Annotated in this window: 24 protein-coding genes; 10 read left to right on the top strand and 14 right to left on the bottom strand. The window is 62.0% G+C overall.

What is annotated here, in order from left to right; all coding sequences use genetic code 11:
* The first annotated feature begins 85 nt into the window (after positions 1–85).
* The 3 genes from CKW13_RS16415 (at position 86) to trxA (ending at position 2,168) form a co-directional block, all read left to right on the top strand.
* Positions 86–550 carry a hypothetical protein gene (locus CKW13_RS16415; protein ID WP_095109669.1) on the top strand — a complete coding sequence of 155 codons (465 nt, stop codon included), beginning with the start codon at positions 86–88 and terminating at the stop codon, positions 548–550.
* Complete coding sequence (locus tag CKW13_RS16420; RefSeq protein WP_095109670.1) at positions 547–1,203, top strand: methyltransferase; 657 nt, start codon at positions 547–549, stop codon at positions 1,201–1,203. Before CKW13_RS16415 ends, CKW13_RS16420 begins: the two co-directional genes overlap by 4 nt.
* A 92-nt stretch (positions 1,204–1,295) precedes the next feature.
* On the top strand, positions 1,296–2,168 hold the full coding sequence (gene trxA, locus CKW13_RS16425) for a thioredoxin (RefSeq protein ID WP_095109671.1): 873 nt from the start codon (positions 1,296–1,298) through the stop codon (positions 2,166–2,168).
* Here the strand turns inward: trxA and CKW13_RS16430 are convergent.
* Positions 2,165–2,518, bottom strand: coding sequence for a hypothetical protein (locus CKW13_RS16430; protein ID WP_095109672.1), 354 nt, complete (start codon positions 2,516–2,518; stop codon positions 2,165–2,167). The genes trxA and CKW13_RS16430 overlap by 4 nt on opposite strands.
* A gap of 122 nt (positions 2,519–2,640) precedes the next feature.
* Between CKW13_RS16430 and CKW13_RS16435 the strand changes: the two genes are divergently transcribed.
* The 5 genes from CKW13_RS16435 (at position 2,641) to CKW13_RS16455 (ending at position 6,616) form a co-directional block, all read left to right on the top strand.
* Positions 2,641–3,207: a DUF2796 domain-containing protein gene (locus CKW13_RS16435; RefSeq protein ID WP_095109673.1), complete on the top strand. Its 567-nt coding sequence runs from the start codon at positions 2,641–2,643 to the stop codon at positions 3,205–3,207.
* An 82-nt stretch (positions 3,208–3,289) separates the two neighbouring features.
* Positions 3,290–4,000: an ABC transporter ATP-binding protein gene (locus CKW13_RS16440; RefSeq protein ID WP_095109674.1), complete on the top strand. Its 711-nt coding sequence runs from the start codon at positions 3,290–3,292 to the stop codon at positions 3,998–4,000.
* A gap of 1 nt (position 4,001) precedes the next feature.
* On the top strand, positions 4,002–5,267 hold the full coding sequence (locus CKW13_RS16445; protein ID WP_095109675.1) for an FtsX-like permease family protein: 1,266 nt from the start codon (positions 4,002–4,004) through the stop codon (positions 5,265–5,267).
* Positions 5,268–5,278: 11 nt separating this feature from the next.
* Positions 5,279–5,797, top strand: a complete 519-nt coding sequence (locus CKW13_RS16450) for a DUF3299 domain-containing protein (RefSeq protein ID WP_095109676.1) — start codon at positions 5,279–5,281, stop codon at positions 5,795–5,797.
* A 120-nt stretch (positions 5,798–5,917) separates the two neighbouring features.
* Positions 5,918–6,616 carry an OmpW family protein gene (locus CKW13_RS16455; RefSeq protein ID WP_095109677.1) on the top strand — a complete coding sequence of 233 codons (699 nt, stop codon included), beginning with the start codon at positions 5,918–5,920 and terminating at the stop codon, positions 6,614–6,616.
* A 58-nt stretch (positions 6,617–6,674) separates the two neighbouring features.
* Here the strand turns inward: CKW13_RS16455 and CKW13_RS16460 are convergent, their stop codons facing one another.
* The 3 genes from CKW13_RS16460 to CKW13_RS16470 all read right to left on the bottom strand — a co-directional run bounded on the left by CKW13_RS16460 (position 6,675) and on the right by CKW13_RS16470 (position 9,618).
* Positions 6,675–7,604 carry an NAD-dependent epimerase/dehydratase family protein gene (locus CKW13_RS16460; RefSeq protein WP_095109678.1) on the bottom strand — a complete coding sequence of 310 codons (930 nt, stop codon included), beginning with the start codon at positions 7,602–7,604 and terminating at the stop codon, positions 6,675–6,677.
* Positions 7,597–8,481 (bottom strand): sugar nucleotide-binding protein, encoded by an 885-nt coding sequence (locus CKW13_RS16465; protein WP_095109679.1) that lies wholly within the window; start codon positions 8,479–8,481, stop codon positions 7,597–7,599. Before CKW13_RS16465 ends, CKW13_RS16460 begins: the two co-directional genes overlap by 8 nt.
* A 132-nt stretch (positions 8,482–8,613) precedes the next feature.
* Positions 8,614–9,618 carry a GlxA family transcriptional regulator gene (locus tag CKW13_RS16470; RefSeq protein WP_095109680.1) on the bottom strand — a complete coding sequence of 335 codons (1,005 nt, stop codon included), beginning with the start codon at positions 9,616–9,618 and terminating at the stop codon, positions 8,614–8,616.
* Between the two features lie 96 nt (positions 9,619–9,714).
* On the opposite strand from CKW13_RS16470, the gene CKW13_RS16475 reads away from it, so the two are divergent.
* The gene (locus tag CKW13_RS16475; RefSeq protein ID WP_095109706.1) at positions 9,715–10,269 is read left to right on the top strand and encodes a cysteine hydrolase family protein; all 555 of its coding nucleotides are present in this window, start codon (positions 9,715–9,717) and stop codon (positions 10,267–10,269) included.
* Between the two features lie 78 nt (positions 10,270–10,347).
* Here the strand turns inward: CKW13_RS16475 and CKW13_RS16480 are convergent, their stop codons facing one another.
* Both CKW13_RS16480 and CKW13_RS16485 read right to left on the bottom strand, forming a co-directional pair.
* Positions 10,348–10,866 (bottom strand): single-stranded DNA-binding protein, encoded by a 519-nt coding sequence (locus tag CKW13_RS16480; protein WP_095109681.1) that lies wholly within the window; start codon positions 10,864–10,866, stop codon positions 10,348–10,350.
* A gap of 9 nt (positions 10,867–10,875) precedes the next feature.
* A complete protein-coding gene (locus CKW13_RS16485; RefSeq protein ID WP_095109682.1) occupies positions 10,876–12,273 on the bottom strand; it encodes an MFS transporter in 1,398 nt (465 codons plus the stop codon).
* Between the two features lie 189 nt (positions 12,274–12,462).
* On the opposite strand from CKW13_RS16485, the gene uvrA reads away from it, so the two are divergent.
* Entirely contained in the window at positions 12,463–15,297 is a 2,835-nt protein-coding gene (uvrA, locus tag CKW13_RS16490; protein WP_095109707.1) for an excinuclease ABC subunit UvrA, read from the top strand.
* A gap of 91 nt (positions 15,298–15,388) precedes the next feature.
* On the opposite strand, the gene bfr is transcribed toward uvrA, so the two are convergent.
* The 8 genes from bfr to rpmJ all read right to left on the bottom strand — a co-directional run bounded on the left by bfr (position 15,389) and on the right by rpmJ (position 20,796).
* A complete protein-coding gene (gene bfr / locus CKW13_RS16495; protein WP_095109683.1) occupies positions 15,389–15,853 on the bottom strand; it encodes a bacterioferritin in 465 nt (154 codons plus the stop codon).
* A gap of 155 nt (positions 15,854–16,008) precedes the next feature.
* Positions 16,009–17,457: a catalase gene (locus CKW13_RS16500; protein WP_095109684.1), complete on the bottom strand. Its 1,449-nt coding sequence runs from the start codon at positions 17,455–17,457 to the stop codon at positions 16,009–16,011.
* A gap of 225 nt (positions 17,458–17,682) precedes the next feature.
* Positions 17,683–18,069, bottom strand: a complete 387-nt coding sequence (gene rplQ / locus CKW13_RS16505) for a 50S ribosomal protein L17 (RefSeq protein WP_095109685.1) — start codon at positions 18,067–18,069, stop codon at positions 17,683–17,685.
* A gap of 41 nt (positions 18,070–18,110) precedes the next feature.
* Positions 18,111–19,112 carry a DNA-directed RNA polymerase subunit alpha gene (rpoA, locus tag CKW13_RS16510; RefSeq protein WP_003176403.1) on the bottom strand — a complete coding sequence of 334 codons (1,002 nt, stop codon included), beginning with the start codon at positions 19,110–19,112 and terminating at the stop codon, positions 18,111–18,113.
* A gap of 22 nt (positions 19,113–19,134) precedes the next feature.
* Positions 19,135–19,755, bottom strand: a complete 621-nt coding sequence (gene rpsD, locus CKW13_RS16515; RefSeq protein WP_003210056.1) for a 30S ribosomal protein S4 — start codon at positions 19,753–19,755, stop codon at positions 19,135–19,137.
* A gap of 18 nt (positions 19,756–19,773) precedes the next feature.
* Complete coding sequence (gene rpsK / locus CKW13_RS16520) at positions 19,774–20,163, bottom strand: 30S ribosomal protein S11 (protein WP_007924177.1); 390 nt, start codon at positions 20,161–20,163, stop codon at positions 19,774–19,776.
* A 30-nt stretch (positions 20,164–20,193) separates the two neighbouring features.
* Entirely contained in the window at positions 20,194–20,550 is a 357-nt protein-coding gene (rpsM, locus tag CKW13_RS16525) for a 30S ribosomal protein S13 (RefSeq protein ID WP_003194635.1), read from the bottom strand.
* A 129-nt stretch (positions 20,551–20,679) separates the two neighbouring features.
* Positions 20,680–20,796 carry a 50S ribosomal protein L36 gene (gene rpmJ / locus CKW13_RS16530; protein WP_002555468.1) on the bottom strand — a complete coding sequence of 39 codons (117 nt, stop codon included), beginning with the start codon at positions 20,794–20,796 and terminating at the stop codon, positions 20,680–20,682.
* Positions 20,797–20,813 lie beyond the last annotated feature (17 nt).

Genomic DNA, 20,813 nt, shown 5'->3' on the forward strand with positions numbered 1-20,813 from the left:
GGTGGCAAGACAAGCCATAGGCTTTGCGGTATACAGACGGGCTACGCTGTACCGCACACAACACTTCGCTTTGCTGGAGCTTCACATGCCGCTACGTCCCCTCGTTTTGCTCAGTCTGGTCGGCCTCCTGGCGGCGTGCAGCAGTGAGGCGCCCAAGCCCGCCGAACCCAAGCCCGGCCCCGCCAGCACCCAGGCGCAGAAAAAAGCCCACAGCGCCGCCGACCTCGGCCCGTTGCCAGCCTTCCAGCGCGAACTGAGCGGCAGCCTGCAAAACGTCCCGGCGGGGGCGGAAGTAGAGCTGGCGCTGCTGGTGATCGACGACCGTGGCCGCCCGCAGCAGTTGCTCGCCAGCTCCAGCCTGATCGGCAATAACCAGGCCCTGCCGTTTCGCCTGCGCTTCAACCCCGAAGCCTTCCCCGGTGGCGCGCGCGTCGAGTTGCGTGGGCGCGCCAGCCAGTCCGGGCAATTGATCCTGCACCTGCCGGCGCTGCGTATCGAGCAACCCACCACCCAGGCCCTGGGCGCGCTGCAACTCGTCAAAGCGCCATGACCGCACCGTTCGACCTGCAACAGGCCCTGGCTCAATTGCTGGGGGACGCGCGCCTGGTGCCCTGCCCGCTGCCGGGCACCGACCTCAAGCTGTGGCTGATCGATGGCGACAACATGGACCGCGCCTTCAGCCCGGAAGAAACCCGGCGCATCCTCCATGAACCGCCGTACTGGAGCTTCTGCTGGGCCAGTGGCCTGGCGCTGGCGCGCTACCTGGCGCAACACCCGCAGTGGGTGCGCGGCAAGCGCGTGTTGGATTTCGGCGCCGGCTCCGGCGTGGCGGGGATTGCCGCGGCCAAGGCCGGGGCGCTGGAAGTGGTGGCCTGCGACCTCGACCCCTTGGCGCTTGCCGCGTGCCAAGCCAACGCTGCGCTCAACGGCGTGACCCTGGGCTACTCGACGGATTTTTTCGCCGAAGCCGACCGCTTCGACCTGATCCTGGTCGCCGATGTGCTGTACGACCGTGCCAACCTGCCGCTGCTCGACGCCTTCTTGAGCCGCGGCCGCGAAGCCCTGGTGGCCGACTCGCGGGTACGGGATTTTCGCCACCCGCTGTACACCCGCCTGCTGATGCTCCAGGCCATGACCCTGCCGAACCTGGCCGAACCGGAAGAATTCCGCCATGTCAGCCTTTACCACGCGCAGCGCGGCTAACGCCTACAGGGTTTCGCCGCAGCCACTCGACCTACCGGCCACCCCCCGCCACGCCGTATAGTGCGCCCATCCACGTTTTGCGAGATTGCCCCATGAGCCAGGACACCCCCTACATCTTCGACGCCACCACTGCCGACTTCGATCAAACGGTGATCGAGGCGTCGTTCCATAAACCCGTGCTGGTGGATTTCTGGGCCGAGTGGTGCGCGCCGTGCAAGGCGCTGATGCCCATGCTGGCGCAGATCGCCGAGAGCTATCAGGGTGCGTTGCTGTTGGCCAAGGTCGATTGCGATGCCGAGGCAGACATCGTCGCCCGCTTCGGCATTCGCAGCCTGCCCACCGTGGTGCTGTTCAAGGATGGCCAACCGGTGGACGGCTTTGCCGGGGCGCAGCCGGAGTCGGCTGTGCGCGCCCTGCTCGAACCCCATGTGCAAATGCCACCACCGGCGGCGGCCGACCCCTTCGAGCAGGCCCAGGCCTTGTTCGACAGCGGCCGTTTCGCCGACGCCGAAGCCGCGCTCAAAGCGCTGCTGGGAGAAGACAACACCCACGCCGGCGCGCTGATTCTCTACGCCCGTTGCCTCGCCGAACGGGGCGAATTGGGCGAGGCACAAACCGTGCTCGACGCAGTCAAGAGCGACGAGCACAAAGCCGCGCTGGCCGGGGCCAAGGCGCAAATCACCTTCCTGCGCCAAGCGGCCGACCTGCCGGACGCCGCCGACCTGAAAACCCGCCTGGCGCAAAACCCGCAGGACGATGAAGCGGCGTATCAACTGGCGATCCAGCAACTGGCGCGCCAGCAGTACGAAGCGGCCCTGGAAGCGTTGCTCAAGCTGTTCGTGCGCAACCGCAGCTACAGCGAAGGCCTGCCCCACAAGACCCTGCTGCAAGTGTTCCTCCTGCTGGGCAACGATCACCCGTTAGTGACCACCTACCGGCGCAAGCTGTTCGCCGCGCTGTACTAGTCCACCCAGCTATAAAGCGGCGTATCCCCGCCGCTCACCACCTTGACCCCGGCGCTATGGCGCAAGCGCACCAACAGGCGCTTGCCCGCCGCCGCGCTGCCGGTCAGGCTTTCGAGCCGGGCCAGCAAATCCGGCCCGCTCAGTTGCCCGGCCTGGCGCAGCAGGTCCTGCGCGATCAGCCACAAGGCATCATCCTGGTTCACCGGTTTGCCCGCCGTGCTGGCGGCCGGCGCGGCTGCCTCGACCTTTTCCACCTGCAACTGGCCACCCAGGCGCGCCCAGTCTTGCTCATCCAGTTCCAGGGTCAAATCCACCGGCCAATCGCCGATGCTTCCACGAATCCGCAACATAGGGTCTGCCTCATATTTGTGGCGGGCATGCTCCCACGCAGCTTGCGTAACGCCAAGCAGAGGGGCACACTCCGCGACCAATCGTTATAAGATTACATAACATTTCCCCTCGGAGACTTGCCATGCGCCGTCTGCTTCTCGCCCTGCCGTTTGCCCTGTTGCCCCTGGTGGCCGCCCAAGCCGCCGACACCCACGACCACGAGCATGGCAGCCTCGGCGCCCACGAACACGGGGTCGCGCGCCTGAATGCGGCGCTGGATGGCAAGACCCTGGAGCTGGAACTACAAAGCCCGGCGATGAACCTGGTGGGTTTCGAGCACGTGGCCAGCAGCGACGCCGACAAGGCCAAGGTCGCCGCCGTGCACGCGCAACTGGCGCAACCTCTGGCGCTGTTCAGCTTGCCCGCCACTGCCGGTTGCACGGTGGCCAGCCAAGAGTTGGAGAGCCCGCTGTTCGGCGACAAAGCCGAAGATCACGACCACGATGCAGAGGGCGACGAACACGACCACAGCGAAATCCACGCCCACTACCAGTTCACCTGCGCCACGCCCGCCGCGTTGAAGCACCTGGACCTGGGCAATCTGTTCAAGACCTTCCCCGCCACCCAGAAAATTGCGGTACAACTCATCGGCCCGAGCGGCCAGCAAGGGGTTGAAGTCACGGCCAAGGCTGCGCTGCTGACCTTTTAAAAACATACCCAGCCCTCTGTGGGAGCAGGCCTGCTCCCAAAGAGGGCTGGGGTTGCACCGAACCCACCAAGAACCCGTCGCCATGACCCAAGCGCTTATCGAACTCTCCCACCTGAGTTTCAGTTGGCCCGGCCACCCGCAGTTGCTGGATATCCCGGCGTTTCGCCTGGAACCCGGCCAGACGCTGTTTCTCAAAGGCCCCAGCGGCAGCGGCAAGACCACCCTGCTGGGCCTGTTGGGCGGGGTGCAGAAGCCCGACAGCGGCAGCATCCGCCTGCTGGGCCAGGAGTTGACCGCGCTGGCGGCGGGCGCCCGTGACCGCTTCCGGGTCGATCACACGGGCTACATCTTCCAGCAATTCAACTTGCTGCCCTTTTTGTCGGTGCGTGAAAACGTCGAGTTGCCGTGCCACTTCTCCAAGCTGCGCGCGCGCCGCGCCGCGCAGCGCCATGGCAGCGTGGAAAAAGCCGCCAGCACCCTGCTGGCGCACCTGGGCCTGACCGACCCCAGCCTGCTGGGCCGGCGCGCCGATGCCCTGTCCATCGGCCAACAGCAACGGGTGGCCGCCGCCCGTGCGCTGATCGGCCAACCGGAGCTGGTGATCGCCGACGAACCGACCTCGGCCCTGGACTACGACGCCCGCGAGGCCTTTATCCGCCTGCTGTTCGCCGAATGCCGCGAGGCCGGCGCCAGCCTGTTGTTCGTCAGCCATGACCAAAGCCTGGCGCCGCTGTTCGACCGCCACTTGTCCCTGGCCGAACTCAATCGCGCCGCCGCGCCCTGCGAGGTTTGAGATGTACTTGTTCCGCCTAGCCATGGCCAGCCTGGCAAACCGCCGCTTTACCGCGACCCTCACCGCGTTCGCCATTGCCCTGTCGGTGTGCCTGCTGCTGGCGGTGGAGCGGGTGCGCACCGAGGCCCGCGCCAGTTTCGCCAGCACCATCAGCGGCAGCGACTTGATCGTCGGCGCCCGCTCAGGCTCGGTGAACCTGCTGCTGTATTCGGTGTTTCGCATCGGCAACGCCACCAACAACATCCGCTGGGACAGCTTCGAGCACTTCGCCAGCCACCCGAAAGTGAAGTGGGCGATCCCCATGTCCCTGGGCGACTCCCATCGCGGCTACCGGGTGATGGGCACCACCGAGGCCTACTTCCAGCATTACCAATACGGGCGCCAGCAGCACCTGGCGCTGGCCGATGGCCGCGCCTTCGCCAGCGACCCGTTCGAGGTGGTGCTGGGTGCCGAAGTGGCCCAGGCACTGCATTACACACTGGGCGAACAACTGGTGCTGGCCCATGGCGTGGCGGCGGTGAGCCTGGTCAAGCACGACGACAAGCCCTTCACCGTGGTCGGCATCCTCCAGCGCACCGGCACGCCGGTGGACCGCACGCTGCATATCAGCCTGGGCGGCATGGAAGCGATCCACATCGATTGGCAAAACGGCATGCCCGCCCGGGGCAAAGGCCGGGTCAGCGCCGAACAGGCACGCAACATGGACCTCAAGCCCCAGGCCATCACCGCGTTCATGCTCGGCCTCAACAGCAAGATTTCCACCTTCGCTGTGCAGCGCGAAATCAACGAGTTCCGTGGCGAACCGCTGCTGGCGATCCTGCCGGGGGTGGCGTTGCAAGAGCTGTGGAGCCTGATGGGCACCGCCGAAAAGGCGCTGTTCGTGGTGTCGCTGTTCGTGGTGCTGACGGGGTTGATCGGCATGCTCACGGCAATTCTCACCAGCCTTAACGAACGCCGCCGCGAGATGGCGATCCTGCGCTCGGTGGGCGCGCGGCCCTGGCACATCGCGAGCCTGCTGGTGCTGGAGGCGTTCGCCCTGGCGTTGGCCGGGGTCACGGCGGGCCTGGGGTTGCTGTACCTGGGCATCGCCCTCGCCCAAGGCTATGTGCAGGCCAACTATGGGTTGTACCTGCCGCTGGCCTGGCCAAGCGAGTATGAGTGGGCGCTGATGGGCGCTATCCTGGCGGCCGCTGTGCTGATGGGCAGCGTGCCGGCCTGGCGCGCCTACCGGCAATCCCTGGCCGATGGCCTGTCCATTCGTTTATGAGGAAACACCGCATGCCCCGCGCCCTGCTTGCGCTGCTGTTACTGGTTGCCCTGCCGTCGTGGGCGGCCGAACCCCGGGACCTGACCTGGTCGGAAATGATCCCGCCCGACGCGCCCGTAGTCGAGCCGAACATGACGCCCCTGCACGACCTGGCCAAGCTCAGCGATGCCCTGGCCGCCGAGGCCGGCCCCGCCGCCCATCAGGACATGCCCGACGCGCCGGTGGTCAAGGGCCTGAACGGTGAGCGCATCCGCCTGCCGGGCTACATCGTGCCGCTGGAGGTCAACGAGGCGGGGCGCACCACGGACTTCCTCCTGGTGCCCTACTTCGGCGCCTGCATCCACGTGCCGCCACCGCCGTCGAACCAGATCGTGCATGTGAAAAGCGAAGTGGGGGTCAAGCTCGAAGAGTTGTACCAGCCGTACTGGATCGAGGGCGCGTTGCAGGTCAAAGCGTCCAGCAGCGAATTGGCCGATGCCGGCTACCAGATGGACGCCGAGAAGATCTATCTCTACGAGTTGCCCGAGTAAAACGCAAAAGGTTCCCTGTTTACGGGCTCCATCGCGTTTTCATTGAGCTGTGTCAAAGCCTGCCCCTGGGTCATCACTACCATTGGACGCAGCCAACTAAAAACGTCCTTTGGAGCCCCCATGCACAAGTCTTTGCTTAGCGCTTCCCTGTTTGCCCTCGCGCTCGCCGCGCCGATCGCCCACGCCCACCAGGCTGGCGACATCCTCGTGCGTGCCGGTGCCATCACCGTCAACCCGAAAGCCGACACCTCCAGCGTCAAGGTAGACCGCGGCGCGCTGGCTGGTCACGACCTGGGCGGCAAAGCCACCATGGACAGCGACACTCAGCTGGGTCTGAACTTCGCTTACATGCTGACCGACCACTGGGGTCTCGAACTGCTGGCCGCCACGCCGTTTGAACACGACGTGAAAATCAAAGGCACTGCCCTGGCCCCAGCCAACGGCAAGCTCGGCTCCCTCAAGCACCTGCCGCCAACCCTGAGCGTGGTCTACTACCCGCTGGACACCAAGTCCGCATTCCAACCCTACGTGGGCGCCGGCATCAACTACACCTGGATCTATGACGAACACGTTGGCAGCGACGCGCAAGCCGCCGGTTTCGACAATTTCCGCGCCAGCAACAGCTGGGGCTGGGCCGCTCAACTGGGCGCCGACTACATGATTACCGACAGAATCATGCTCAACGCCCAGGTTCGCTACATCGACATCGAAACCACCGCCTACGTGAACAACGACGGCGTATCCCCTGGCACCCGCGCCAAGGTCGACGTTGATGTTGATCCGTTCGTGTACATGGTTGGCCTGGGCTACAAGTTCTAAGTACCCCGCCCACGAAAAAGGCGCCTGCGAAGGCGCCTTTTTTATGCCCGTCGAATGCTCAGCGGCCGAGCAGGCGCGCCAGGCCCACGGTCAGCGGTGTTTGCACAGGCAGCTCAAAACGCTGCGCCAGGCGCTGGTTGTTGGCCCGCGAATGGCGGATATCGCCGGCCCGCGCCGGGCCATGGCTGATGGCGGGCAGCGAACCGACCACGCCTTCAAGCGCCACCAGCAATTGCTTGAGGCTGATGGACTGGTTCCAGCCGACGTTCACCGCGCCCACTTCCAGGCTCGGCGCTTCGAGGGCTTGCACCAGTAGGCCGACCAGGTCTGCCACGTAGAGGAAGTCGCGGGTTTGCTCGCCATCGCCAAACACGGTGATCGGCAGGCCCTTGGCCGCCCGCTCGCTGAAAATGCTGATGACCCCGGAGTACGGCGAAGACGGGTCCTGGCGTGGGCCAAAGATGTTGAAAAAGCGGAAGATCGCGGGCGCCAGCCCATGCTCGCGACGGTAGAAATCCAGGTAATACTCGCTGGCCAGTTTGTCCGAGGCGTAGGGCGTGAGCGGCGCCTTGGGAGTGTCTTCGTCGATGGCCTGGCCTTCGCCGTTGTTGCCGTACACTGCCGCGCTGGAGGCGAACACCACACGCTTGACGCCGTGCTCGCGCATGGCCTCACAAACATTGAGGGTAGCGATGAAGTTGCTCTGGTGGGTGCGTACCGGGTCGTCCACCGAGGCCTGCACCGATGCGACTGCCGCCAAGTGGGCGACAGCCTGGCACCCGGCCATGGCCTGGGCCACCAACGCGGCATCGGCGGCGTCGCCGACGATCAGCTCGACCTTGGGGTTATCCAGCGCCAGGTTGCTGCGCTTGCCAGTGGACAGGTCGTCAAGCACCCGCACCGAGTAACCCTTGGCCAACAGTGCGTCGGTCAGGTGGGAACCAATGAAACCGGCGCCGCCGGTGATTAAGACAATGCCTTTAGCCATGACGATAAAACCTATCCAATAAGCCCGGGAGCGCCGCGCGCCAGGCACGTGGCTTGATCCCGAAAGTGTGCAGAATTTTCTTGCAGGCCAGCACCGCGTGTTGCGGTTCTTCGCCAGCATCCGGGCGCGCGGCGTGGGCCTGCGCGGTAGGCGCTTCGATCGCCAGGGGGTGCAACTGCCGCGCCTCGCTGAGAATCGCCTGCCCCAGCGCCAGCGGCGTGGTGGCTTCGTGCCCGGCGTAGTGGTACGTGCCCCACAGGGGCGCGGCGCAATCGAGCTGCTTGAGCACCGAGATAATCACCCGGGCGGCGTCGTCGGCCGGGGTCGGGTTGCCACGCCGGTCGTCGGCCATCAGCAACTCTTCGGCGGTTTCGGCCCGGGCCAGGAAACGCCCCAGGGTGCCGTCGAGGCTGTCGTCCAGCAACCAGCCAAAGCGCAACAGCACATGCTGCGGGCACGTAGCGCGCACGCTTTGCTCGATCCGCCATAGCGCCTGGCCGCGCAGGCCCAACGGCACCGGCTCGTCTTTTTCGCTGTAGGCCGTGGCCCGCGAGCCGTCGAACACGCGATAGCTGGAGGGTTGCAGGAGGATGATGTTGTGGTGCTGGCACAGCTCGGCGAGGCGTTCCACCGCGCGTTCCTGCTCGGCCAGGCGTGGCTCGGCCACCGCTTCGGCCTGGAACCAGTCGAAGTAGTAGGCGAGGTTAATCAAGGCGTCGGGGCGGGTGTCGTCGAGCAGTTGCGTCAAGCTCGCGGCGTCCCAACCGTCTTGCGGTGGGCGGGGCGCGAGAAAACCGATGTCTTCTTCCGCACCGAGGCGAATCAGCGCCTGCCCGAGGGCATTCCCGCCGCCCAATAACATAAGGCGCATTCGCATAAAGTCAGCAGGCCCAGTCTGTCGAGAACGATTGTTGATGCGCAAAAACCCGGAGGTCTTGCCGTGATGATTGCCGGAATCGTTGCATTTTGCGGCTTTGCAGCGCAACCGTCACTTACAAAGTACGCCCAGTCAGTGCGCCGCCACCCGCACCACCGTGGGCGAACCCACACCAAAACGCGTGCGGTATTCGCTCGGCGCCAGGCCGGTGATTTTCTTGAAGGTGGCGCGAAAAGCGCTGGGGTCTTGGTAACCCACCGTCCAGGCGATGTGGTCGATAGTGCCTTGGGTGAACTCCAGCAATTCGCGCGCCTTGCCGACCCGCAGGTGCTGGCAGTATTGCGTCGGCTTAAGCCCCGTGGCGGCGCGAAAACGCCGCAGGAACGTGCGCTCCTCCAGGCCCGCGCACTGCGCCATCGCTGCCACCGACACATCCACCGCGCCATTGCCTTGCAACCAATGTTGGACCTTGAGCACCGCCCCATCGCCATGGCTGAGGATCGGCGCAAAATTGCTGCCACAGTGGCGTGCGCTGTCGCTGTGCTCGATCACCAAAAACCGCGCCGTGCCCGCCGCGATGCTCGGCCCCAGCAGGCGATCCACCAGGCGCAGGCCCAACTCGGCCCAGGCCATCAAGCCGGCAGTGGTTATCAGGTCGCCGTCGTCGACAATGGGGGTATTGGCCTGCACCTTGATCGCCGGGTAACGCTCGGCGAAGGCCGTGACCGATGTCCAGTGGGTGGTGGCGCTGCGCCCATCAAGCAGGCCGCTTTCAGCCAACAGCAGCGAGCCGACGCACACGCCGCCCAGGGTCGCGCCGTTGGCGTGCTGCTCACGCAGCCACTGGGTCAGCGCCTGCAAGGGCAGGTTGTCGGAAAACGCCGCGATGGAAGGTGGAATCAATACCGCGACCAGCGGATGTTCGGCCCCGGGGTGGCTGTCGAACACCCGCACTGGCCTGCCATCCGCCTCGGTTTGCCAGTGGCTGACCCGCAGGCGTGGGAGCTGGGCGCTGCACTGTTCGGCGGCAATGCGGTTAGCCACCCCGAACAGATCCGTCAAACCATGAACCGCCGCCCACTGCGCGCCCGGATACACCAGCACGCCCAACTCAACGACCGCACGTTCTCCCGCCATTGTCAGTTTTCCCCTCTTTATTGTCGGTACGGCCAATGCCCGCAGGCGCAGCCGTTGCCGATACTGGGCGCCACTTCCATCACCGAGGACCGCCCCATGGCCAAGCAAGCGCTCATCCTAGTCGATATCCAGAACGACTACTTCCCCGACGGCAAATGGCCACTTGCGGGCGTGGAAGCCGCCGCCGACAACGCCGCCCGCCTGCTCGGCGCGGCCCGCGCGGCGGGAGACCTGGTGGTGCACATCCGCCATGAGTTCACCCACGACGATGCGCCGTTCTTCACCCCAGGCTCCCTGGGCGCGCACCTGCACCCCAAGGTGCAAAACCGCGCCGAAGAACAGGTGGTGCTCAAGCACTTCGTCAATTCATTTCGCGACACTGAGCTGCAAGCGATCCTTGAACAGCATCACATCGACAGCCTGGTGATCGCCGGCAGCATGAGTCATATGTGCATCGACGCCATCACCCGCGCCGCTGCCGACCTGGGCTACAACGTCAGCGTGATCCACGACGCCTGCGCCACCTGCGAGCTGGAGTTCAACGGCATCACCGTCCCCGCCGCCCAGGCGCATGCGGCGTTCATGTCGGCGTTGGCGTTCGCCTATGCCAGCGTGGTCTCGACGGATGAATTCCTGGCCTCCCAAGGCTGAATTGCGGTCAATAAAAAACCCGCGTTTCCAAGGGAGGAAACGCGGGTTTTGTGCGTTCTGCCAGCCTGAGGCTAGGGCCTAGAACGGAATGTCGTCATCAAAACTGTCGAAATCCGGAGCCGGTTGCGGCGCGGCCTGCTGAGGAGCCGGGGCCGAACGCTGTTGCGGGGCCGACTGCTGCGGGCGCGGAGCCTGCTGGCGTGGGGCCTGCTGCTGGTAGTTGTTGCCGCCACCTTGTTGCTCGCCCTGTTGTGGGCGGCCGCCGAGCAGTTGCATGGTGCCTTGCATGTCAACCACGATTTCAGTGGTGTAACGCTTGATGCCGTCTTTTTCCCACTCGCGGGTCTGCAACTTGCCTTCGATGTAGACTTGCGAACCTTTACGCAGGTATTCGCCGGCGATCTCCGCCACTTTGCCGAACATCGACACACGGTGCCATTCGGTTTTCTCGACCTTCTGACCGGTTTGCTTGTCGGTCCATTGTTCGCTGGTCGCCAGACTCAGGTTGGTCACGGCGTTACCGTTAGGCAAGTAGCGAACTTCGGGATCCTGGCCGCAAGTGCCGACCAATATGACTTTGTTAACCCCACGGGCCATAACGTTCTCCTAGGCTTCGCACGCTGTCGGTGCCGGGTTGTTGACCAGGCCTTCGAGGGTCGTGCGATCCAATAGTTCGGTGTCCAATTTGATATAAATGGCGGCCTCTTCGGCCACCACCACTGCATCCGTTACTCCGACGACGGCCTTGAGGCGCTCGACCAGGCCGGCTTCGCGAATCGCTTCGGGCGACAGCGGCAAGCGCAGGCTCGTCACATACGGAGGTTCGCGCATGGTAACAGCAAAGGCGAACCAGAGTGCAGCCAGCGCAGCGCATCCCAGGAACACAACCGACAAACCGCCATGCTGGTACAACCAGCCGCCCATGATGCCGCCCAACGCCGAACCGAGGAACTGGCTGGTGGAGTAGACCCCCATCGCCGTGCCCTTGCCCCCCGCCGGTGAAACCTTGCTAATCAGCGACGGCAGCGTAGCCTCCAGTAGATTGAACGCGGTGAAGAACACCACCGTCGCCACCACCAGCGCCCTCAGGCTGTCGCCGAACCGCCAGAAGAATAGCTCAGTGAGCAGCAGCGTCAGCACGGCGCCGAGCAACACTCGTTTCATTTTGCGTTTCTTCTCGCCGTAGATGATGAACGGGATCATGGCGAAGAACGAAATCAGCAACGCGGTGAGGTACACCCACCAATGCTGCTCCTTGGGCAACCCGGCCTTTTCTACCAGGGCCAGGGGCAAGGCGACAAAGCTGGACATCAGCATCGCGTGCAACACAAAAATGCCCAGATCCAGGCGCAGCAGGTCCGGGTGCTTGAGCGTCGGCATCAGGGCCTGGCGCGCGACGCCGGATTCGCGGTGCTGCAAGGTGCCGGTGGAGCGCGGCACCATGAAGGCAACGATCAGAATGCCAAGCATGGCCATCGCCCCGGTAGCCAGGAACAGGCCCGACAGGCCAAAGGCGCGGGTCAGCAGCGGACCGACGACCATGGCCACGGCGAACGACAGGCCGATGGTCATGCCGATCATCGCCATGGCCTTGGTGCGGTGCTGTTCGCGGGTCAGGTCCGAAAGCAGCGCCATGACCGCCGCGGAAATCGCCCCGGCACCCTGCAGCACCCGCCCGGCAATCACGCCCCAGATGGAATCGGCGTTGGCCGCCAGTACGCTGCCCAGGGCAAAGATGATGAGCCCCAGGTAAATCACCGGCCGACGACCGATACGGTCGGAAATGACGCCAAAGGGAATCTGGAACAACGCCTGGGTCAGGCCATAGGCGCCGATCGCCAGGCCGATCAGGGCCGGGGTGGCGCCCGCCAGGTCCATGCCATAGGTCGCCAGCACCGGCAGCACCATGAACATGCCAAGCATACGGAACGCAAACACCAGGGCCAGACCGCTTGCCGCGCGGGTCTCACCGCTGCTCATGCGTTCGCTGTGGGGATCGTGCATGGAAAAACCTCGTGTGAACCGGCGGCGATTCTACCAGTCCGATCGAGGGAGGGGGTACATGCGACCGTTTGCCGCGAGGATGTATCCCGCGTCAGCCCGGCATGGCCTGCAAAGGCGCATTTGATAGTGTGCATCCATCCAGTATTTGGCTTTATACTCCTGCCTTTACGCCCGCCGAGCGAGGCCACCTTGGACAAGATCCTGATTCGTGGGGCTCGAACCCACAACCTGAAGAACATCGACCTGACCCTGCCACGGGACAAATTGATCGTTATCACTGGCTTGTCCGGTTCGGGCAAGTCTTCCCTGGCCTTCGATACGTTGTATGCCGAAGGTCAGCGGCGCTATGTCGAATCGCTGTCAGCCTACGCCCGCCAGTTCCTGTCGATGATGGAAAAACCCGATGTCGATACCATCGAGGGCCTGTCGCCGGCCATTTCCATCGAGCAAAAGTCGACGTCCCATAACCCGCGCTCCACTGTGGGCACCATCACCGAGATCTACGACTACCTGCGCCTGCTTTACGCGCGCGTCGGCATTCCGCGCTGCCCGGATCACGACATCCCGCTGGAAGCCCAGACCGTCAGCCAAATGGTTGACTTGGTGCTGGCCCAGCCCGAAGGCGCCAAGCTGATGCTGCTGGCGCCGGTGATCCGCGAACGCAAGGGCGAACACCTTTCAGTCTTTGAAGAACTGCGTGCGCAGGGCTTCGTGCGAGCCCGGGTCAACGGCAAGCTGTGCGAGCTGGACGAGTTGCCGAAACTGGATAAACAGAAGAAGCACTCCATCGACGTGGTGGTCGACCGCTTCAAGGTGCGCGCCGACCTGCAACAGCGCCTGGCCGAATCCTTTGAAACCGCGCTGAAACTGGCGGACGGCATCGCTCTGGTGGCGCCGATGGACGACGAGCCCGGCGAGGAAATCATCTTCTCCGCACGCTTTGCCTGCCCGATTTGCGGCCACGCCATCAGCGAGCTGGAACCCAAGCTGTTCTCCTTCAACAACCCCGCCGGTGCCTGCCCGACCTGCGATGGCCTGGGAGTGAAGCAGTTCTTCGACATCAAACGCCTGGTCAACGGTGACCTGACCCTCGCCGAAGGTGCGATACGCGGCTGGGACCGGCGCAACGTCTATTACTTCCAGATGCTCGGCTCCCTGGCCAGCCACTTCGGCTTCAGCCTGGAAGTGCCGTTCAATGAACTGCCGGCCGAACAGCAGAAAGTCGTCCTGCATGGCAGTGGCTCGAAGAACGTCGATTTCAAATACCTCAACGACCGGGGCGATATCGTCAAGCGCTCCCACCCGTTCGAGGGCATCGTGCCGAACCTGGAGCGGCGCTACCGCGAAACCGAGTCGGCCAGCGTGCGCGAAGAGTTGGCCAAGTTCCTCAGCACCCAGTCCTGCCCGGACTGCCGCGGCACGCGCTTACGCCGTGAAGCTCGGCACGTGTGGGTCGGCGAAAAAACCCTGCCGGCGGTGACCAACCTGCCGATTGGCGACGCCAGCGAATACTTTGCCGGGCTGAAGCTGACCGGCCGGCGTGGCGAAATCGCCGACAAGATCCTCAAGGAAATCCGCGAGCGCCTGCAATTTCTCGTCAATGTGGGCCTGGACTACCTGTCCCTGGATCGCAGTGCCGACACCCTATCCGGCGGTGAAGCCCAGCGTATTCGCCTGGCCAGCCAGATCGGCGCGGGCCTCGTGGGCGTGCTGTACATCCTCGACGAGCCGTCCATTGGCCTGCATCAACGGGATAACGACCGCTTACTCGGCACCCTCAAGCACCTGCGCGACATCGGCAATACGGTGATCGTGGTCGAGCACGACGAAGACGCCATTCGCCTGGCCGATTACGTCGTCGATATCGGCCCCGGTGCCGGCGTGCATGGCGGCCACATCGTCGCCGAGGGCACGCCCGCCGAAGTCATGGCGCACCCGGATTCGCTGACCGGCAAATACCTGTCGGGCCGCGTGAAAATCGAAGTGCCCGCCAAACGCACCCCGCGCAACAAGAAGCTGACCCTGTCCCTCAAAGGCGCGCGCGGCAACAACCTGCGCAACGTCGACCTGGAAATCCCCATCGGCCTGCTGACCTGCGTCACTGGCGTGTCTGGCTCGGGTAAATCGACGCTTATCAACAACACCCTGTTCCCCCTCAGCGCCACGGCGCTGAACGGCGCGACCACCCTGGAAGCGGCAGCCCACGACAGCATCAAGGGCCTGGAACACCTGGACAAAGTGGTCGATATCGACCAAAGCCCCATCGGCCGCACGCCGCGCTCCAACCCGGCCACCTACACCGGGTTGTTTACGCCGATCCGCGAACTCTTCGCCGGCGTACCGGAGTCCCGCTCCCGGGGCTACGGGCCGGGACGGTTCTCCTTCAACGTCAAGGGCGGCCGCTGCGAGGCGTGCCAGGGCGATGGCCTTATCAAGGTGGAAATGCACTTTCTACCGGACATCTATGTGCCGTGCGACGTGTGCAAGAGCAAGCGCTACAACCGCGAAACCCTGGAGATCAAGTACAAGGGCAAGAGCATCCACGAAACCCTGGAGATGACCATCGAAGAAGCGCGAGTGTTCTTCGATGCCGTCCCGGCCCTGGCGCGCAAACTGCAAACCCTGATGGATGTAGGCCTGTCCTACATCAAGCTGGGGCAATCGGCGACCACCCTGTCCGGGGGCGAGGCGCAGCGGGTGAAGCTGTCCCGCGAGCTATCCAAGCGCGATACCGGCAAGACCCTGTATATCCTCGACGAGCCGACCACCGGCCTGCACTTCGCCGATATCCAACAGTTGCTGGATGTGCTGCATCGCCTGCGCGACCACGGCAACACGGTGGTGGTGATCGAGCACAACCTGGACGTCATCAAGACCGCCGACTGGCTGGTGGACTTGGGGCCGGAAGGCGGCTCCAAGGGCGGCCAGATCATCGCCGTCGGCACACCGGAGGAGGTGGCGGACATGAAGCAGTCCCACACCGGCTTCTACCTCAAGCCATTGTTGGAACGCGACCGCGCCTGATTACGGGCCACAAAAAAGCCCCTGTCACTTGAACCGTGACAGGGGCTTCTTCATTTCTGGCATGTGGGCGCGGGGCTGGCCCGCGGCCGCATCAGAACTGCGATTGCAGGTAGTTTTGCAAACCGATGGATTTAATCAGGCCCAACTGCTTTTCCAGCCAGTAAGTGTGATCTTCCTCGGTGTCGTTCAATTGAACCCGCAGGATCTCGCGGCTCACATAGTCGTTGTGCTGCTCGCACAACTCGATGCCCTTACAGAGTGCGGCACGGACCTTGTTCTCCAGACGCAGATCGCTGGCGAGCATCTCAGGCACCGTGGTGCCGGTGTCCAGGTCGTCGGGGCGCATGCGGGGCGTGCCTTCAAGCATCAGGATGCGGCGCATCAGAGCATCCGCGTGTTGCGCCTCCTCTTCCATTTCGTGGTTGATGCGTTCGAAGAGCTTGGTAAAGCCCCAGTCTTCGTACATCCGCGAGTGAATGAAATATTGGTCACGAGCTGCCAGTTCTCCCGTCAGCAACGTGTTGAGGTAATCGATTACGTCCGGGTGACCTTGCATCGCCCTACATCTCCCTGCTTGAAAGGCCCTAGTTTGAACCAACGGGACTTGCAGGTCACGGGACAAACGGCAGAAAAGTGAAGATTTTCCGGGAAACGTGGCCGAAATAACGCAAAAACCGCCCAATTGAGGGCGGTTCTGCTTCTCGTTTAGAGTCAGTTAAGCGATACGCCTAGCGCCGCTGCGACTCCTTCTCCATAAGCAGGGTCAGCCTTGATGAAATGCTGCAATTGACGCTGAACCACATCCGCCGAAACGCCAGCCATCGCGCCGGCAATGTTGGCGATCAACAGTGCTTTCTGATCGTCATTCATCAACCGGAAAAGCGCACCGGCATGGCTGTAGTAATCGGTGTCTTCACGATGATCGTAGCGATCTGCCGCACCGCTCAGCGCCAACGACGGTTCAGCGTATTGCGGGGCCTGCTTGGGCGCATCAGCGTAGCTGTTGGGCTCATAGTTCGGTGCCGCTCCACCATTGCTGCCCAAAGCCATCGAACCGTCACGCTGATAGCTGTTGACCGGGCTACGTGGCGCGTTCACCGGTAACTGCTGGTGATTGGTGCCTACACGGTAGCGGTGAGCATCGGCGTAAGCGAATACGCGCCCCTGCAGCATGCGGTCCGGCGACAGGCCAACACCCGGCACCATGTTGCTGGGGCCGAACGCGGCCTGCTCGACTTCAGCGAAATAATTGAGCGGGTTGCGATTGAGTTCCAACTCACCCACTTCGATCAGCGGAAACTCTTTTTGCGACCAGGTCTTGGTCACGTCAAAAGGGTTTTCGTAATGAGCGACGGCCTGGGCCTCGGTCATGATCTGGATGCACACACGCCATTTCGGGAAGTCCCCGCGCTCGATGGCACCGAACAGGTCGCGCTGGGCGTAGTCCGGGTCGGTACCGGCCAGGCGCGCGGCCTCGGCCGGGGCCAGGTTCTTGATGCCTTGCTTGGTCTTGTAGTGCCACTTGACCCAGTGCCGCTCGCCTTGAGCGTTAATCAAGCTGTAGGTGTGGCTGCCGAAACCATGCATGTGGCGATAGCCGTCCGGGATCCCACGATCCGAAAACAGAATGGTGACCTGGTGCAGCGCCTCAGGGGAATGCGACCAAAAATCCCACATCATCTGCGCACTTTTCAGGTTGCTTTGCGGTAGGCGTTTTTGGGTGTGGATAAAGTCCGGGAACTTCAGGGGGTCGCGGATAAAGAACACTGGCGTGTTGTTGCCCACAATGTCCCAGTTACCTTCCTCGGTATAGAACTTCAAGGCAAAGCCGCGTGGATCGCGCTCGGTATCCGCCGAACCGCGCTCGCCACCGACAGTGGAGAAACGCAGGAAGGTCGGGGTCTGCTTGCCCACTGACTCAAAGAGCTTGGCGCTGGTGTAGGCAGTGATATCCCGCGTCACCGTGAACGTGCCGTAGGCACCCGAGCCTTTCGCATGCACGCGGCGCTCCGGGATGTTTTCACGGTTGAAGTGGGCAAGCTTCTCGATCAGATGAAAGTCGTCGAGCAACAATGGGCCGCGCGGGCCGGCGGAACGGGAATTCTGGTTATCAGCGACGGGGGCGCCACTGGCGGTCGTCAGGGTTTTGCTCTGGCTCATGCTCAATCTTCCTCTTCAGTCCTGGACACTGCCGGCTAATCGGCTGGGGAGGAGTATCGACCATGGCGATGACACCATCAAATTCATTAATTATTCGCTTGTGATAGAAAATAACTAATTATTAACCCACATATATTGTGCGCCTATTCCAATCAGCAACGGACACTTTTCACGCACACACAAAAAACCGGGCACTAGGCCCGGTTCTTTGTTCAGACTGACGTCTTACTCAGCGGATACAGCTTCACCGCTGGTAGAACGATCAACCAACTCGACATACGCCATAGGCGCGTTGTCGCCAGCGCGGAAACCGCACTTGAGGATGCGCAGGTAACCACCCTCACGGGTAGCGTAACGCTTGCCCAGGTCGTTGAAGAGCTTACCAACGATAGCTTTCGAACGAGTACGGTCGAAAGCCAGACGGCGGTTAGCCAGGCTGTCTGTCTTGGCCAGAGTAATCAGCGGCTCGGCAACGCGGCGCAATTCTTTGGCTTTCGGCAGTGTAGTTTTAATCAGCTCGTGCTCGAACAGCGACACCGCCATGTTTTGGAACATAGCCTTGCGGTGCGAGCTGGTACGGCTCAGGTGACGACCACTTTTACGATGACGCATGGTTCATTCCTTACCAAACTCACGTTCGGTGATTACGACGATCAGGCAGTCGCCTTGTCGTCCTTCTTAAGACTTGCAGGCGGCCAGTTGTCGAGGCGCATGCCGAGGGACAGACCGCGGGAGGCCAGAACGTCCTTGATTTCAGTCAAGGATTTCTTGCCCAGGTTCGGAGTCTTCAACAGTTCTACTTCGGTACGCTGAATCAGGTCGCCGATGTAGTAAATGTTTTCCGCCTTAAGGCAGTTAGCCGAACGTACAGTCAGTTCCAGATCGTCAACCGGGCGAAGCAGGATCGGATCGATCTCGTCTTCTTGCTCGATTACCACTGGTTCGCTGTCACCCTTGAGGTCGACGAACGCAGCCAACTGCTGTTGCAGGATGGTTGCAGCGCGGCGGATAGCCTCTTCAGGATCCAGGGTACCGTTGGTTTCCAGATCAATAACCAGCTTGTCCAGGTTAGTACGTTGCTCGACACGGGCGTTTTCCACCACGTATGCGATGCGACGTACCGGGCTGAACGAAGAGTCAAGCTGCAAGCGACCAATGCTGCGGCTCTCATCTTCATCGCTCTGACGCGAGTCGGCCGGTTCATAACCACGACCACGAGCTACAGTGAGCTTCATGTTCAGGGCGCCGTTAGACGCCAGGTTAGCGATTACGTGATCGGGATTAACGATCTCGACATCATGATCCAGCTGAATATCGGCAGCGGTAACCACCCCCGAACCCTTCTTCGACAAGGTCAGCGTAACTTCGTCACGGCCGTGCAGCTTGATAGCCAGACCTTTAAGGTTCAACAGGATTTCAATTACGTCTTCCTGTACACCTTCGATGGCGCTGTACTCGTGGAGCACACCGTCAATCTCGGCCTCGACTACTGCACAGCCGGGCATTGAGGACAACAGGATGCGGCGCAGCGCGTTGCCCAGGGTGTGGCCAAAACCACGCTCGAGAGGCTCGAGAGTGATCTTGGCGCGGGTTGGACTGACAACCTGCACATCAATATGGCGGGGTGTCAGGAACTCATTTACCGAAATCTGCATGGATGCACCTATTTTCTAGCCCTTACTTGGAGTAGAGCTCGACAATCAGGCTTTCGTTGATGTCGGCGGACAGATCACTGCGAGCTGGAACGTTCTTGAAAACGCCCGACTTCTTCTCAGTGTCTACTTCTACCCATTCTACGCGGCCACGTTGGGCACACAGATCGAGAGCTTGGACAATGCGAAGTTGGTTCTTTGCTTTCTCGCGAATCGCGACCACGTCACCAGCACGAACCTGGTAGGACGGGACGTTAACGGTTTGGCCGTTTACGCTGACGGATTTGTGCGATACCAGCTGACGGGATTCGGCACGAGTCGAACCAAAGCCCATACGGTATACAACGTTGTCCAGACGGCATTCGAGCAGTTGCAGCAGGTTTTCACCGGTTGCACCTTTCTTGCCAGCAGCTTCTTTGTAGTAGCCGCTGAACTGACGCTCGAGAACGCCGTAGATACGACGGACCTTCTGCTTTTCACGCAGTTGTGTGCCGTAGTCGGACTGGCGACCGCGGCGTTGGCCGTGGATACCAGGTGCTGCTTCAATGTTGCACTTCGATTCGATCGCGCGCACGCCGCTCTTCAGGAAGAGATCGGTGCCTTCGCGACGAGCGAGTTTGCATTTTGGACCAATGTAACGAGCCATTCTTTACAATCTCCTGGATTACACGCGGCGCTTCTTCGGCGGACGGCACCCGTTGTGCGGGATTGGCGTCACGTCGGTGATGCTGGCGATCTTGTAGCCACAGCCATTCAAAGCGCGGACTGCGGATTCACGACCTGGACCTGGACCTTTGACGTTGACGTCAAGGTTTTTCAGGCCATATTCCAGCGCAGCTTGACCAGCACGCTCAGCAGCTACTTGAGCAGCGAACGGGGTGGACTTGCGAGAACCGCGGAAACCCGAACCACCGGAGGTAGCCCAAGAAAGCGCGTTACCCTGACGGTCGGTGATGGTCACGATGGTGTTATTGAAAGACGCGTGGATGTGGGCGATGCCATCAACCACTGTCTTTTTGATTTTTTTACGAGGACGAGCAGCAGGTTTTGCCATGATTAATTTCCTGTCGATTCGCTGGGGCGATTACTTGCGGATCGGCTTACGCGGACCTTTACGGGTACGCGCGTTAGTCTTAGTACGCTGACCGCGTACTGGAAGACCACGACGATGACGCAGACCGCGATAGCAACCGAGGTCCATCAAACGCTTGATTTTCATGTTGATTTCGCGGCGCAGGTCACCTTCAGTGGTGAACTTCGCCACTTCGCCACGCAGCTGTTCAATCTGCTCGTCGCTCAGATCCTTGATCTTTGCGGCTGGGTTGACCCCAGCAACTGCACAAATTTTCTGTGCAGTGGTGCGACCAACACCATAGATGTAGGTCAGCGAGATAACAGTGTGCTTGTTATCTGGAATGTTAACGCCTGCAATACGGGCCATTCAGTGGGACTCCAATTGACAGCTACCTACGCCCCGGAAGCCAAGAAATAGGGCGCGAGATAATATCGCTGTAATAACAAATAATCAACCCGGCAGCGCACTAGCTGCCGGGCTTCAAGCGGATCACACTCAGCCTTGGCGCTGTTTGTGACGCGGTTCCGCGCTGCAAATTACTCGAACAACACCTTCGCGGCGAATAATCTTGCAGTTACGGCACAGCTTTTTCACCGATGCACGAACTTTCATCACCAACTCCTCGAACC

Source organism: Pseudomonas sp. Irchel 3E20, assembly GCF_900187645.1.
Lineage (GTDB): Bacteria > Pseudomonadota > Gammaproteobacteria > Pseudomonadales > Pseudomonadaceae > Aquipseudomonas.

Bases quoted from the DNA above. Each gene is read 5' to 3' on its own strand.
- CKW13_RS16415 (WP_095109669.1), top strand. From the start codon at position 86: ATGCCGCTACGTCCCCTCGTTTTGCTCAGTCTGGTCGGCCTCCTGGCG.
- CKW13_RS16420 (WP_095109670.1), top strand. From the start codon at position 547: ATGACCGCACCGTTCGACCTGCAACAGGCCCTGGCTCAATTGCTGGGG.
- trxA (WP_095109671.1), top strand. From the start codon at position 1,296: ATGAGCCAGGACACCCCCTACATCTTCGACGCCACCACTGCCGACTTC.
- CKW13_RS16430 (WP_095109672.1), bottom strand. From the start codon at position 2,518: ATGTTGCGGATTCGTGGAAGCATCGGCGATTGGCCGGTGGATTTGACC.
- CKW13_RS16435 (WP_095109673.1), top strand. From the start codon at position 2,641: ATGCGCCGTCTGCTTCTCGCCCTGCCGTTTGCCCTGTTGCCCCTGGTG.
- CKW13_RS16440 (WP_095109674.1), top strand. From the start codon at position 3,290: ATGACCCAAGCGCTTATCGAACTCTCCCACCTGAGTTTCAGTTGGCCC.
- CKW13_RS16445 (WP_095109675.1), top strand. From the start codon at position 4,002: ATGTACTTGTTCCGCCTAGCCATGGCCAGCCTGGCAAACCGCCGCTTT.
- CKW13_RS16450 (WP_095109676.1), top strand. From the start codon at position 5,279: ATGCCCCGCGCCCTGCTTGCGCTGCTGTTACTGGTTGCCCTGCCGTCG.
- CKW13_RS16455 (WP_095109677.1), top strand. From the start codon at position 5,918: ATGCACAAGTCTTTGCTTAGCGCTTCCCTGTTTGCCCTCGCGCTCGCC.
- CKW13_RS16460 (WP_095109678.1), bottom strand. From the start codon at position 7,604: ATGGCTAAAGGCATTGTCTTAATCACCGGCGGCGCCGGTTTCATTGGT.
- CKW13_RS16465 (WP_095109679.1), bottom strand. From the start codon at position 8,481: ATGCGAATGCGCCTTATGTTATTGGGCGGCGGGAATGCCCTCGGGCAG.
- CKW13_RS16470 (WP_095109680.1), bottom strand. From the start codon at position 9,618: ATGGCGGGAGAACGTGCGGTCGTTGAGTTGGGCGTGCTGGTGTATCCG.
- CKW13_RS16475 (WP_095109706.1), top strand. From the start codon at position 9,715: ATGGCCAAGCAAGCGCTCATCCTAGTCGATATCCAGAACGACTACTTC.
- CKW13_RS16480 (WP_095109681.1), bottom strand. From the start codon at position 10,866: ATGGCCCGTGGGGTTAACAAAGTCATATTGGTCGGCACTTGCGGCCAG.
- CKW13_RS16485 (WP_095109682.1), bottom strand. From the start codon at position 12,273: ATGCACGATCCCCACAGCGAACGCATGAGCAGCGGTGAGACCCGCGCG.
- bfr (WP_095109683.1), bottom strand. From the start codon at position 15,853: ATGCAAGGTCACCCGGACGTAATCGATTACCTCAACACGTTGCTGACG.
- CKW13_RS16500 (WP_095109684.1), bottom strand. From the start codon at position 17,457: ATGAGCCAGAGCAAAACCCTGACGACCGCCAGTGGCGCCCCCGTCGCT.
- rplQ (WP_095109685.1), bottom strand. From the start codon at position 18,069: ATGCGTCATCGTAAAAGTGGTCGTCACCTGAGCCGTACCAGCTCGCAC.
- rpoA (WP_003176403.1), bottom strand. From the start codon at position 19,112: ATGCAGATTTCGGTAAATGAGTTCCTGACACCCCGCCATATTGATGTG.
- rpsD (WP_003210056.1), bottom strand. From the start codon at position 19,755: ATGGCTCGTTACATTGGTCCAAAATGCAAACTCGCTCGTCGCGAAGGC.
- rpsK (WP_007924177.1), bottom strand. From the start codon at position 20,163: ATGGCAAAACCTGCTGCTCGTCCTCGTAAAAAAATCAAAAAGACAGTG.
- rpsM (WP_003194635.1), bottom strand. From the start codon at position 20,550: ATGGCCCGTATTGCAGGCGTTAACATTCCAGATAACAAGCACACTGTT.
- rpmJ (WP_002555468.1), bottom strand. From the start codon at position 20,796: ATGAAAGTTCGTGCATCGGTGAAAAAGCTGTGCCGTAACTGCAAGATT.